This is a genomic window from Kosakonia quasisacchari (genome assembly GCF_004331415.1).
GTDB classification, from domain to species: domain Bacteria; phylum Pseudomonadota; class Gammaproteobacteria; order Enterobacterales; family Enterobacteriaceae; genus Kosakonia; species Kosakonia quasisacchari.
The window spans coordinates 1-13,522 of sequence record NZ_SJOP01000004.1 but is presented as its reverse complement, the minus strand read 5'-3'; the positions used below and the strand labels follow the sequence as shown (position 1 = coordinate 13,522).

Below are 13,522 nucleotides of genomic sequence, written 5' to 3'. Positions count from 1 at the left end.
CTCCTGCTTCCGGTTATATTTGCACGCTGGTAAAGTGATTCGCGGGTAAAGGCGAGGGAATAGAGGCAGGCGAAGATGAGCGGGCGCATCGACTATCAAATTGAAAAATATAGTTTCACTGCGGTTGATGAAACGCCGCGTCTAGCGCGCCAGTGGGCCGATGTCATGGAGGAGTGCCGCCAGACGCAGGCCGGGGCGCAGGAGCGTTTACGCATTGCATTGTTGAATGTGGATTACATTACCAGCCTGGAGCTGCCTTTTCGTTTGTTGCTGGTTCGTGCGCCGCAGCTTATCGACAGTCTGCGCGACGAGCTACAAATCAGCCGCAAACCCGCCGTTATCAGCGGCAGCCGCTGGGGGTGTACCTACAGTTTGAAAAGCGATTTAAGCGCTATCCCGGATGCCTTTAGCTACCGCTTTTCCAATCGCATTCGTCGCCTTGATCCCACTAACGTTACGGCTGCGCCGTACCAGCAAATCGCCAAAGAGGTTAAAGCCCCGCGCGAACGTCTTAAATTGGCACTGGAGAGCGGCCTTCAGGTCACCGCGCTTGATGCGTTGTTTTGGTTCGGCATTCAGCGGCTGGCGGCAGATGTGGCGAGGATCAGAAAGAAAGGGATGAGAATCAGCACTGCAGAAATGGATGTATTCGATAGCCTGACGGGTACAACGCGGCGGGTACCGTATTATCAACTTGAACGGCGTTAAAGAAACTTTAGCGATAAATTTAAATACATTCTGGAATGCTTTCTGAAAATATTGTGCGGCCTTATTACCGGCAACAATATTATCTGGAAAGTGTTATGTGCTAATTAACTTATCAATTAATAACCTCGCGTATTAATGATTAATTAAAATCCTTTATTTATTCCTAATCTTTAGTATTTGATGTAAAAAATGAAACGTTTTGGTTTATTGTTTCCGTGTTATGCGCAGGGACAGTTACGCGCAAATATCACAAAGTAATAAATAGAGAGGGAACGATGAGCGATAGCTTCCAGCGGGAGATACCGAAAGCGCGTATCAACCTGAAACTCGACCTGCATACGGGCGGAGCACAGAAAAAAACAGAATTACCTTTGAAACTACTGGTTACGGGTGATTTTAGTAACGGGCAGGAAACTGCGTCTTTAAGCGAACGCGTTAAAGTCAATATTAATAAGAATAACTTTAATAGTGTTCTTTCTGATTATTCCCCAAAAATTAACCTTGTGGTCGAAAATACACTGGCGGGTAATGGTAGCGAAGAGAATATCAGCTTGACGTTCCGCGATATGAAAGATTTCACGCCGGAAGAGGTCGCCCGCCAAATTCCACAGCTCAAAGCTATGCTGGCAATGCGCAATCTACTTCGCGATCTGAAGGCGAACTTACTCGATAATCAGACTTTCCGAAAGGAATTAGAAAAAATTCTTCTTAATCCCTCTCTCAGCGCAGAACTGCGTGATGAGCTCTCTTCCCTTGCGCCCAAACAGCCATGAATGCTGGTGAAGTTTTAACAGATGAATAAGGAATGTTGATGTCTGTACAAAATGAAAGTGTCGCCACAGGCGAAAGTGTGGTTTTACAAGGCACGCAAGCGGGAGGTGTCTATGCCTCTTTATTTGAAAAGATCAATCTGAACCCGGTATCAACGCTAAGCGCGCTGGATATCTGGCAGGATGCGCAGGCGATGTCGGATGCAACTGCCGATGAGCGCCTGACCGCAGGGATGCAGGTATTCCTGGAATGCCTGAAAAAATCTGGTTCGAAAGTCGAAAAACTTGACCGGAATTTAATTGACCACCATATCGCAGAGCTGGATGACCAGATTAGCCGTCAACTGGATGCGGTGATGCACCATGAGGCGTTTCAGGCAGTAGAAAGTCTGTGGTGTGGTCTGAAATCACTGGTGGATAAAACCGATTTTCGCCAGAACGTCAAAGTCGAACTGCTCGATCTTTCCAAAGACGACTTGCGTCAGGACTTTGAAGATAGCCCCGAAATTATCCAGAGTGGTTTATACAAACATACTTACATCGACGAATATGATACGCCGGGTGGCGAGCCCATCGCAGCGCTCATTTCCGCTTACGAGTTTGATGCGTCTGCGCAGGATGTTGCTTTGCTACGCAATATTTCGAAAGTATCTGCCGCAGCCCACATGCCGTTTATCGGTTCGGCAGGCCCGAAATTCTTCCTCAAGGATGCGATGGAGGACGTGGCAGCGATTAAAGATATTGGCAACTACTTTGACCGTGCTGAGTACATCAAGTGGAAATCCTTTCGCGAGACGGACGACTCCCGCTATATCGGTCTGGTGATGCCACGCGTACTTGGCCGCCTGCCATATGGACCGGACACCGTACCGGTACGAAGCTTTAACTATGTGGAAGAAGTGAAAGGGCCGGATCACGATAAATACCTGTGGACCAACGCCTCGTTCGCCTTTGCCGCCAATATGGTACGCAGCTTTATCAATAACGGTTGGTGCGTACAAATTCGCGGTCCGCAGGCGGGCGGTGCGGTTCAGGATCTGCCTATTCACCTTTATGATCTCGGTACGGGCAACCAGGTAAAAATCCCCTCTGAAGTGATGATCCCGGAAACCCGTGAATTTGAGTTCGCAAATCTCGGTTTTATTCCGCTGTCGTACTACAAAAATCGCGATTATGCCTGTTTCTTCTCCGCGAACTCCACGCAGAAACCCGCGCTGTACGATACCGCTGACGCAACCGCCAATAGCCGTATCAATGCGCGCCTACCATATATCTTCCTACTCTCGCGTATAGCGCATTACCTGAAGCTTATTCAGCGCGAAAACATCGGCACCACCAAAGATCGCCGATTACTGGAACTGGAGCTGAACACTTGGGTGCGTAGCCTGGTCACCGAAATGACCGATCCGGGTGATGAGTTGCAGGCATCACACCCGCTGCGCGATGCCAAAGTTGTGGTGGAGGACATTGAAGACAACCCGGGGTTCTTCCGCGTCAAACTCTATGCCATTCCTCATTTCCAGGTAGAAGGTATGGACGTCAACCTGTCACTGGTATCCCAGATGCCGAAAGCGAAATCATAAGGTAAGCCAGGAAGCTGATGAAAACGGAACAACCGTTATGGGGCAGGGGCATTATGGTTTCTCCCCAGCACTTCCAGCAACAGGCCGCGTATACGGCCTGGGCTGCGGAATGTATCGCAAAACTCGGCCTCGCTCACCCCTGGGGGGTGATTGATGCCACTTTTGAACTGGAAGCACTAAAACTGGGTCGTCTGCAGAGCCGCCACCTGCATGTCCGCTTTCAGGACGGTACGCTGATTGATACAGACAATGCTGATGCTCTGCCGTCTGCACTGTCGCTTGAGGGCGAATCACATGAGGTGGTGGTGGTGCTCGCACTCCCGTTGGTGCGGGCCAATGGTGGCAATTGCCTGAAACCTGATGGCGTGGCAGAGTGCCCGGTGCGCTATCGCCAGCGTTGGCGAGATGTCCGCGATACTTTCGGGGACGACACTCGTCAGATTGCGGTGATGCAGCCAGAACTGACGCTGCGTTTTGACCACCAGAACAACAGCGATTACTTGACCTGCCCGGTCGCGCGTCTTCGGCTGGATTCTCAGGGCGTCTGGGTACTGGACGAAACCTTTCTCCCCCCACTCCTGGCCATTCAGGGCTGCCGCTGGCTGGTGAAGCAGCTGGAACAGTTGATAACCCAGTTGCGTGCTCGTCTGAGCCGTCTGATGGCCATGCGTCGTGAAAGTAATGAACGGATGGCTGATTTCGCGGTGGCCGACGTATCTCTATTCTGGTTGCTCAATGCTCTGAACAGTGCCGAGCCCGTGCTGGGACAGTTTCAGCGCAACCCGCAAAGCCCACCAGAGCGTCTGTATCCGGAGCTTGCCCGCCTGGCTGGAAGCCTGTTGACGTTCTCGCTGGAGCATCAGGTGAGCGCTATTCCAGTCTGGCAGCACGAGCAACTGAATACGGTTTTCCCGCCGCTGTTTGACTTACTGAGTGATCTGCTGGAAGCCAGTCTGCCCTCGCGGGTGGTCTCGCTTGAACTTGAGTATGACGCACGTCTGCGCTTCTGGCAGGCCCGTCTGCATGACCCACGTCTGCGCGAAGGTGCTGATTACTACCTCTCTGTGCGTTCACCGATGCCGGTGGCGCAATTGCAGGAACAGTTCCCGCGCCAGTGCAAAGTGGGCAGCCCGGATCATGTCCGGGGCATCGTTAATTCATCCCGTATAGGGGTTCCTCTGACACCTTTGCGTCATGTTCCTGCTGCCATTCCGTTGCGCCTGGAAAATCAGTATTTCAGCCTTGATATCTCTCATCCTCTGGCGGTGGAAATGCTCCAGAGTGGCTCCTGCATGTTTTACGTCCCAGGAATGCTCGGCGAACCTGAACTTGAACTCTTTGCGGTACTGAGAACATGAATGAGCGTAAATGCGGTGGCGCCGCGTCCATTGATATTGACGCCTTATTTCAGGACACCTGGCTGCAAGCCATTAGCCTGCGTCACGGCCCGCAGTTTCAGGAAGGTGAAGGCCGGATGCTGTGGGAGCACTGTATCGCTGATGTGGAGCATGTACAGCGTCAGCTTAAAGCGAGCGAACTTGATGAGGCCAGCTGTCTGCATATTCTCACCGCGCAATGTGCGCTGCTTGATGAGGCAGTCAAAAGCCGCGGTGTGGATGATGACGCTTGCGTGCAGTGGTATGACATTCCTTTGCAGGGGTATTTTCTCGGCACCATGGATGCTGGCGACACGTTGTGTGACCGGATGCGCGATGTGCTGCGTGAACAGACACCCAACCATGCCGTCGTGACCTGCTTCCAGCGTGTAATGATGCTGGGATTCCTCGGCAGTTTTCGCTCACTAAACGATCCGGATCGCCAGAAGCTCGTCAGAGCACTCAGCAAACTTGTCACGCCCTTCAGTTATCCACAAACCCATCCTGTATTGGCGGAAAGTTTTACCGGCTGGAGAAGGGGCGGCTGGCTGGCTTCGTGGCCTGTGTACATTTGCCTGAGTGTGATTGTGGTCGTGGCCATGTGGTGGGGGCTGAGCCACTGGCTCGATCAACTGCTGATCTCCCTGTTGCCGGGAGCCGTGAAATGAGTCCTGCTCAACGGTGCGGGCTTGCGTTGTGGGCCGCCTTGCTAAGCGCTGTGGTTTGCCTCTTTTTTTTACCGATGTCCCGGATGGTTTCTGTACTCGCTCTGCTGGCGATTCTGGGGGGTATCGCGGCGTTCTGGTACGTCGCCAGCCGTCGTGCTGAATATGACGTCACCTCGTATCTGGATAACCTGCCGGAAGCTACATACCGCCAGCCTGTGGTACTGGTTTGTGGCGATCTACCGCTGGCCTGGCCACAGCAATCACAGGTACTAACCGTAACGCAGGGCTGCTGGATCCGCGTGGAGGATGACCAGGAACTGGGACAGATGGCCCGCCTGGTGCTATGGCAGCGCCCGACCTGGGGGCGCCAACTGTCGGTGATGGTCTGTGTCTGCCCGCAGAAACACGCTGACAGCGAAGTGCTGACTAGTCGTCTGCTTGCCCTGCGCTGGCAAATCAGCCAATTGCGTAAGGAGACCGGGCATTCCGTGCCGCTGGTGCTGAATGGCCAGATTGGCAGCGCGATGATGAGTGACACGCTGTGGCAGGTGGCGATTGCGGGTGAAGAGGTGAGGGGCTGGCATGCGTCCTCCGGGCCCCGTTCGATTATTGCATGGGCCAGCACCTGCGGCGCGCCTGCGATGCAGCAGCAGGTGCTGATGAACAGCCTGATGAGCTGGTTTCATCAGCACGTTACAGCGGTGTTTATGGATGAAAACCCCGATGTCTCGCCCATTTCGCCCACCGCTGTTCTGTGGGGCATGGGGCCCATTCTTACCGGGAACCTGGCCTCTTCAGCCTGGACCGCGTGGTTATCTCGTCATACCGCCATGCAGCAAGTGGTGGGCTGGCAGCCGGTGGAGGCTGACAGTACGGTGACATCACTGTTCCCGGATTTCGTTCTGCCGCTGTTGCCGGAAGGGTGTGGATTAACCCCGCGGGATAAGGTCTTGCGGTGCGCGCTGAACCTTTTCACTTTTGCGGCTATTGCCGCCCTGCTCAGCAGCGGCTGGAATAATTGTCAGTTGCTCCACCGTGTGAGCTTCGATATAGCCCATTACAACCAACTCTCCATGGCTGATTACGGCCCGAAAGCTGATGCCGTTGCGGTCCTGCGTGATGACGCGGCCCAACTGGATGGCTGGGCGCGTAATGGCGTACCAGCCCGGATGAGCCTTGGTTTGTATCAGGGAGAGCGACTGCGCATTACGGTGCTGGAAGCAATTCGCTCGTATGTCCCGCCGCCATCACCCCCTGAATCTCAACCGAAAGCAGAACCGGTACCGAAGATTATCCGCCTCGACAGCATGTCGCTTTTCGACTCGGGTAAGTCTGACCTCAAGCCTGGCTCTACCAAACTGCTGGTCAACTCTCTGGTGGACATCAAGGCCAAACCGGGCTGGCTGATTGTGGTGGCGGGGCATACCGATAACACCGGCAATCCAGGGCTTAACCAGATGCTCTCGATGAAACGCGCCGAAGCGGTACGTGACTGGATGCGTGACACCGGTGACGTACCGGAAAGCTGTTTTGCGGTGCAGGGCTACGGTCAACGTCGCCCCATTGCAACCAATGACACCCCGGAAGGCCGCGCGCTCAACCGCCGTGTCGAAATCAGTCTGGTACCGCAGGTTGATGCCTGCCAATTACCGGGCAAACCCTCAGCGTCATCACAGGATGATGGCGCATCACAACACAATGGAGAGTAATTCCATGGCAATTCCTGTTTATCTTTGGCTGAAAGACGATGGCGGTGCGGACATCAAAGGGTCTGTGGACGTCAAGGATCGCGAAGGCAGCATCGAAGTCGTTGCACAGCAGCACAACCTGTACATCCCGACGGACAACAACACCGGCAAGTTGACCGGTACACGTATCCACACCCCGTTCCTGTTCACTAAGGAAATCGATTCTTCCAGCCCGTATCTCTACAAGGCGGTGACGACCGGCCAGACCCTGAAGTCTGCGGAATTCAAGTGGTACAAAATCAACGACGCAGGCCAGGAAGTGGAGTACTTCAACACCAAACTGGAAAACGTGAAAGTGGTGAAAGTGAATCCGGTGATGCACGACATCAAAGATCCTTCTTACGAGAAGCACAACCACCTCGAGCAGATCGAACTGCGCTACGAAAAAATCACCTGGACCTACAAAGACGGCAACATCATTCATTCCGATTCCTGGAACGAACGCGCCACTGCATAAGTCGCAAGCGGACAGTCCCCCCTGTCCGCTTTTTCTTTTTTGCTGAATGTCTGCCGCCGCGGGCTTTCAGCAAAGAATCACACAATTTGCCTGCCTGACCTGATGCGCTTTGGGTTCCTTGTCAAAAGGGAAAGCGATGGGCGGTAGCGTACCCGGCACAACCTAAGAGAGAGACAAATGGAAAACTCAGCCGCCCTGTTACGTCGCCTTAATCCTTACTGCGCCCGTGCGCTGGAGGGGGCTGCTTCCCTATGTCAGTCCCGTGCCCATGCGGAAATTTTGCCCGAACACTGGCTGCTGAAACTGCTGGAGCAGGGCGAAGGTGATCTCACGGTGCTGGCGCGGCGCTACGAGTGGGATATGGACAGTATGTGGCAGGCGCTGCTGGGCTGGCTGGACCAGCTTCCGCGCTCGGTACGCAGCCGGCCACAGCTGGCGAACTCTCTCAACACGTTGCTGAAACAGGCATGGATGATAGCGTCGTTGCAGGGCGAAGAAAAAATCCGCAGCCTGCATCTGCTGATTGCGCTGGTTGAAAGCCCGACGCTGATTCATTGCGATGGCCTGTGGCCTCTGCTGACGCTGGGCCAGAGCCAGCTAGAGCGCCTGCGCCCGCTGCTGGATGCACAGTCTGACGAACGCCCGGAAGTGCAGCAGGATGCAGCGCTGGCCCAGAGCCATGGCGGCGATGTGGAGCTTGTCGGGCGTCCTGACGGCGCAGAGGCAAAAGAGGGTGAACTGAGCGCGGCGTTGCAGAACGCACTGGATAAATTCACCCTCGACGTCACCGCTAAAGCGAAAGAGGGCAAAATCGATCCGGTGTTTGGTCGTGATACTGAAATCCGCCAGATGGTGGACATTCTGTCACGCCGTCGCAAGAACAACCCGATTCTGGTGGGGGAACCGGGTGTCGGTAAAACCGCGCTGGTGGAGGGCCTTGCGCTGCGGATTGCCGAAGGCAACGTGCCTGAATCACTCAAACCCGTCGTTCTGCGTACCCTCGATCTTGGGTTGTTGCAGGCGGGCGCAGGCGTGAAAGGCGAATTTGAACAGCGCCTGAAAAATGTCATTGACGCCGTGCAGCAGTCGCCGGTGCCAATTCTGCTGTTTATCGACGAGGCACATACCATCATTGGCGCGGGCAACCAGGCAGGTGGCGCGGATGCGGCAAATCTGCTGAAACCGGCGCTGGCGCGTGGTGAATTGCGTACCATTGCCGCGACAACCTGGTCTGAATACAAACAATACTTCGAGCGCGATGCGGCGCTGGAACGCCGCTTCCAGATGGTGAAAGTGGACGAACCGGATGACGACACTGCCTGTCTGATGCTGCGCGGCCTGAAATCCCGCTACGCCGAATACCATAACGTGCATATCACTGACGATGCCGTGCGTGCCGCCGTCACGCTGTCGCGTCGCTATCTGACGGGCCGTCAGTTGCCGGACAAAGCCGTTGACCTGCTCGATACCGCTAGCGCCCGCGTACGCATGAGTCTCGATACCGTGCCGGAACAACTGACTCGCCTTCGCGCACAAATCACCGCTCTGGAGATGGAGAAGCAGGCGCTGCTGGAAGACATTGCCATCGGGAATCAGAGTCTCGGTGAACGCCTGATGGTGATTGAGCCGGAAGAAGTGCGCCTGACTGTTGAATTCGATGAACTGGAAGCCCGATACGGCCAGGAACTCACGCTCACCGAACAACTGCTGGCGAACCGCCAGGACATTTCCCGCCAGAGTGAAACTCACAAGATGCAACAGGAACTGAGCGGCATGCAGCACAGCAACCCGCTTCTCTCCGTGGATGTGGACGTGCGCACTGTTGCTAACGTCATTGCCGACTGGACCGGTGTGCTGCTCTCTTCGCTGATGAAAGACGAGCAGACCGAACTGCTGACCCTGGAAAATGAAATCGGCAAACGTGTGGTCGGGCAGGATGTTGCGCTCACCGCCATCGCGCAACGCCTGCGTGCGGCGAAAACAGGCCTCACTTCCGAGAACGGTCCGCAGGGCGTGTTCCTGCTGGTTGGCCCAAGCGGCGTGGGGAAAACCGAAACGGCACTGGCGCTCGCCGATGTGCTGTACGGTGGCGAAAAGTCGCTAGTTACCATCAACCTGTCCGAATACCAGGAGCCGCACACGGTTTCCCAGTTGAAAGGTTCGCCTCCGGGCTATGTCGGCTATGGTCAGGGCGGCATTCTGACCGAAGCAGTGCGTAAGCGTCCTTACGGCGTGGTGCTGCTGGATGAAGTGGAGAAAGCCCACCGTGATGTGATGAACCTGTTCTATCAGGTTTTCGACCGCGGGTTTATGCGCGACGGCGAAGGTCGCGAAATCGACTTTCGCAACACCGTCATTCTGATGACCTCAAACCTCGGCAGCGACCACCTGATGCAACGGCTTGATGAACAGCCGGAAGCCAGCGAAGGCGATCTGCATGAGTTGTTGCGCCCGACCCTGCGCGACCATTTCCAGCCTGCGCTGCTCGCCCGCTTCCAGACGGTGATTTACCGTCCGCTGGCGCAAGCCGCGATGCGCACCATTGTGGAAATGAAACTCATCCAGGTGAGCAAACGCCTGCACCGCCATTACGGTCTGACCACATATATCGACGAGAGCCTGTATGACGCTCTGACGTCCGCCTGCTTGCTACCTGATACCGGCGCGCGAAACGTCGACAGCTTACTCAACCAGCAAATTCTGCCAGTGCTGAGCCAGCAGTTGCTTACCCATATAGCCGCGAAGCAGAAGCCGCAGTCGTTACGCCTTAGCTGGAGTGAAGAAGAGGGGGTTGGACTGGAATTTGACCGACCACAAGGAGTAAACATATGAGTGCTAACCTCCCGTTAAGATTCAGTCATAACCATCACCTGTTGGCGGTGAAAGGATGTGAATCTGAGCTCGACGTACTGGCTTTTGAGGGCGACGAAGCCTTGAGCAAATCGTTCAGTTACCGCATTGAGTTCACCAGCACCGACCACGCCATCAGCAAAGAGACGATGCTGATGAAAGCCAGCTCTCTGACGCTTCAGACACCGGTTGATCAGGGCTATGGTATTAAAATGCAGCAGCCGGTGCGGGTGATTCAGGGAGTGATCAGTGGCTTTGAACGCCTCAGTTCCTCGAAAGATGAAACCCACTATGCCGTGACACTCCAGCCGCGCCTGTCGCTGCTTGATCGCTCGCATCAGAATGCCATCTATCAGGACATGTCCGTCCCGCACATCGTCGAAAAAATTCTGCGTGAACGCCATAATATGCGTGGGCAGGATTTTCTGTTCTCAATGAGCCAGGAGTACCCGCGTCGTGAGCAGGTGATGCAGTACGGTGAGGATGATCTGCATTTTATCAGCCGCCTTATGGGCGAGGTTGGCATCTGGTTTCGTTTCACCACCGACACCCGCCTTAATATTGATGTGGTGGAGTTTTACGACAGCCAGCAAGGGTATGAAAAAGGCCTGTTTCTGCCATCGGTTCCGCCGTCAGGGCAGCATTCGAAAGGCGTGGACTCGGTCTGGGGGATGGAGAGCCATCACAACGTAGTGCAAAAGCAGGTCAGTACTCGAGACTACAACTACCGTCAGGCCACGCAGGAGATGAACACACAAGTCGATGTGACCCGCGGGGATTCCACGACCTACGGCGATGCTTACCATTATGCCGATAACTATCTGACGCCCGGCGGTAATTATGACCGCAACCCGGCACCGGAGTCCGGCACGTTCTATGCCCATCTGCGCCATGAGCGCTACCTGAATGGACAGACACAGACCCATGCTATCACCAGTTGTCCGACGCTTTCTCCAGGGCAGGTGCTGAAAGTCACCGGGGGCTATGAAGTGGCAGAGGTGTTTGCTCATGGCGTGGTCATCACGGCAATGCACTGCCATGCTCGTCGTGATGAAGATTTTTGTATCCACTTTAACGGCATTCCGGCTAGCACCGATTTTGGCTTCCGCCCTGAGCCAGGAGATCGTCCGCTGATGGCCGGTACGCTGCCGGCACGCATTACCAGTACCACTGACAATGATACTTACAGCCATATCGATAAAGACGGGCGCTACCGTGTCAACATGCTGTTTGACCGTGACAACTGGGAAACTGGATTCGAGAGCTTGTGGGTACGTCAGACCCGCCCGTATGCCGGGGATACCTACGGTCTGCACCTGCCCCTACTGGCTGGTACCGAAGTCGCAATTGGTTTTGAGGGGGGTAACCCGGACAGACCGTACATTGCAGGTGCGCTGCATGACTCCGCGCATCCGGACCACGTCACTATCCGCAACTACAAACGCAATGTCCTGCGCACACCGGCAAATAACAAAATTCGCCTCGACGATGAGCGCGGGAAAGAGCACATCAAGGTCAGCACGGAGTTCGGCGGTAAGAGTCAACTGAATCTCGGTCACCTTGTTGATAGCGAGAAACAGAAACGCGGAGAGGGTTTTGAACTCAGAACAGACAGCTGGGGAGCCATACGCGCGCAGAAAGGGATGTTTATCAGCGCTGATGGCCAGACGAAAGCACAAGGCCAGCAACTGGAGATGCAGTCGGCGGTCAGTTTACTTAAAGGGGCCGTGAATCAGGTAAGCGGATGGGGAACTATTACGCAAGCGCACCATAACGTTGCCCCGGATGCTGAGCCACTGAGAGCATTTGTTTCAGGGGCCAGTACACTTAAAGAACCGGCACTGCTGATGTCTGCACCGAAAGGTATTGCCAGCGTCACGCCGGAAACCGCCTTAGTGCACAGCGGGAAGGGGCTGTACCTGCAGAGCTTGGGTGAAGTAAATATCAGCACAGCACAGCGTTATTCGGTGAACGCGAGCCAGGTTGTTTCAATACTTGCTCAACAAGAAGGTATGCGGCTGATATCTGCCAAAGGCCCACTGGAGATTGAGTCACATGCAGATGTTCTGTCGCTAACTTCCCTTAAAGATGTCACCGTCCAGTCAACACAAGGGCACCTGCAGTTAACTGCTAAAAATGGCATCACTCTGGGCTGTGGCGGGGCTTATATTCGTCTCACGCCGCAGGGAGAGGTGCAAATTCACGGTCCGGGACTAATCAGCCTTAAAGGCCAGCACGATCTGCAGGGGCCAGCCAGTGAAGATTTTCCCCTACCTGAACTACCAGCATCGGTGTGTAAAGAGTGCCTGAAAAATGCGCAGCGGCTGGCGCAGGGCTTTGTGCCAAGGGAGGCATAAATGACGACCCAATGGATTGAGGAAGTGGCGGCTATCTGCCGTGCATCCGGGGCTCATTATCTGGACATTATTGTCGATCAGGCCGGGTTGGATTTCAGCGTTATCCCGGCGTTGAACGCGTTGTCGGTGGAGTGGCAATCGCTTTATCACGGGCTCCCGGAAGCGTTTATCGTCGATGATGCGCCGCTCATTGCTCGTATTATCCTTGATGATGTTCAGCAGATGCAGTGGTTGCAGGACACTAGTCAGAGGGTCGTCGTCCAGGCTCCGTTGTTACTGTTGTGCTCACACTGGCCTTTTTCTGCCCTGTCTGGCTGGCTGACGCAGTGTATGGATATTCTGCAGGAGGGGAGGGGGGGGATTTTGCGATTTTATGATACGCGTATTTTTCCCCTGCTTTTTACGCACATTCTCAGCGAAGAGCAACAGCAGCCTTTGTTACGCCCGGCCTTGTTCTGGGCATGGCAGGATAGGGACGGTAACTCAAGAGGCATAAAAGGTTCCTGTACACCGCAGGTATACGATGAAAAACCTCTCAAAATCGATCTCAGCGATCGCCAACTGGAATATCTGATGTGTGTCTGTGATGTCATGGTGCTCCTGTCGCACTCTGCACCACCAGCGGGTGTCTATGTATCGCAGCAGGCGCTTTTTTTGGATTGTTACCAAGGCATGGTGGAGGCAACCGATCAGGGCATTATTCTGGATGATGCACGTGAGTCGTGGGTAATGAAAAAATGGCTTGCTGCAGAAAAAACAGCCTGATGGTTATCAGGGGGAAGAAGCCAAAAGTATGCCAGTAGTAAAAGTAACCAGCTTAGCCTGGGTTCTACCGCTGTTCTCTCTTTAGTCCCGCCTCAACAAGGAAGTCAGATGAAAAATTCACTGTTAAGCCCGCTGCTGGCGGGTCTGCTGCTGTTAACCGGCTGCTCACAGCCTGCCGCTCAGGCAGAGGGCGGCGGTGGAGGCGGCACCATTAAAGCTATCAACCACACCCGATGGGCT

10 protein-coding genes and 1 pseudogene are annotated in these 13,522 nt (G+C 54.6%); all 11 read left to right on the top strand.

The genetic code is table 11. From position 1 onward, the window contains the following. Nucleotides 1-75: 75 nt before the first annotated feature. Nucleotides 76-708 (top strand): ECs1377 family protein, encoded by a 633-nt coding sequence (locus E0L21_RS05415; protein WP_131407485.1) that lies wholly within the window; start codon nucleotides 76-78, stop codon nucleotides 706-708. 275 nt (nucleotides 709-983) lie between these two features. Next, nucleotides 984-1,481, top strand: coding sequence for a type VI secretion system contractile sheath small subunit (gene tssB / locus E0L21_RS05410; protein ID WP_131407483.1), 498 nt, complete (start codon nucleotides 984-986; stop codon nucleotides 1,479-1,481). Nucleotides 1,482-1,513: 32 nt separating this feature from the next. Then, nucleotides 1,514-3,061 carry a type VI secretion system contractile sheath large subunit gene (tssC, locus tag E0L21_RS05405; protein WP_131407481.1) on the top strand — a complete coding sequence of 516 codons (1,548 nt, stop codon included), beginning with the start codon at nucleotides 1,514-1,516 and terminating at the stop codon, nucleotides 3,059-3,061. A 14-nt stretch (nucleotides 3,062-3,075) separates the two neighbouring features. After that, nucleotides 3,076-4,419 carry a type VI secretion system baseplate subunit TssK gene (gene tssK / locus E0L21_RS05400; RefSeq protein WP_165501885.1) on the top strand — a complete coding sequence of 448 codons (1,344 nt, stop codon included), beginning with the start codon at nucleotides 3,076-3,078 and terminating at the stop codon, nucleotides 4,417-4,419. Next, nucleotides 4,416-5,105: a type VI secretion system protein TssL, short form gene (gene tssL / locus E0L21_RS05395; protein WP_131407477.1), complete on the top strand. Its 690-nt coding sequence runs from the start codon at nucleotides 4,416-4,418 to the stop codon at nucleotides 5,103-5,105. The genes tssK and tssL overlap by 4 nt, the downstream gene beginning before the upstream one ends. Beyond that, nucleotides 5,102-6,814, top strand: a complete 1,713-nt coding sequence (locus tag E0L21_RS05390; protein ID WP_131407475.1) for an OmpA family protein — start codon at nucleotides 5,102-5,104, stop codon at nucleotides 6,812-6,814. The genes tssL and E0L21_RS05390 overlap by 4 nt, the downstream gene beginning before the upstream one ends. 4 nt (nucleotides 6,815-6,818) lie before the next feature. Further along, a complete protein-coding gene (hcp, locus tag E0L21_RS05385) occupies nucleotides 6,819-7,310 on the top strand; it encodes a type VI secretion system effector Hcp (protein WP_131407888.1) in 492 nt (163 codons plus the stop codon). A 177-nt stretch (nucleotides 7,311-7,487) separates the two neighbouring features. Then, the gene (gene tssH / locus E0L21_RS05380) at nucleotides 7,488-10,142 is read left to right on the top strand and encodes a type VI secretion system ATPase TssH (RefSeq protein ID WP_131407473.1); all 2,655 of its coding nucleotides are present in this window, start codon (nucleotides 7,488-7,490) and stop codon (nucleotides 10,140-10,142) included. After that, nucleotides 10,139-12,517 carry a type VI secretion system Vgr family protein gene (locus tag E0L21_RS05375; protein ID WP_131407471.1) on the top strand — a complete coding sequence of 793 codons (2,379 nt, stop codon included), beginning with the start codon at nucleotides 10,139-10,141 and terminating at the stop codon, nucleotides 12,515-12,517. Before tssH ends, E0L21_RS05375 begins: the two co-directional genes overlap by 4 nt. Further along, nucleotides 12,518-13,282: a DUF4123 domain-containing protein gene (locus E0L21_RS05370; RefSeq protein WP_131407469.1), complete on the top strand. Its 765-nt coding sequence runs from the start codon at nucleotides 12,518-12,520 to the stop codon at nucleotides 13,280-13,282. A 108-nt stretch (nucleotides 13,283-13,390) separates the two neighbouring features. Then, nucleotides 13,391-13,522: pseudogene (locus E0L21_RS25195) on the top strand (hypothetical protein); the annotation flags it as partial.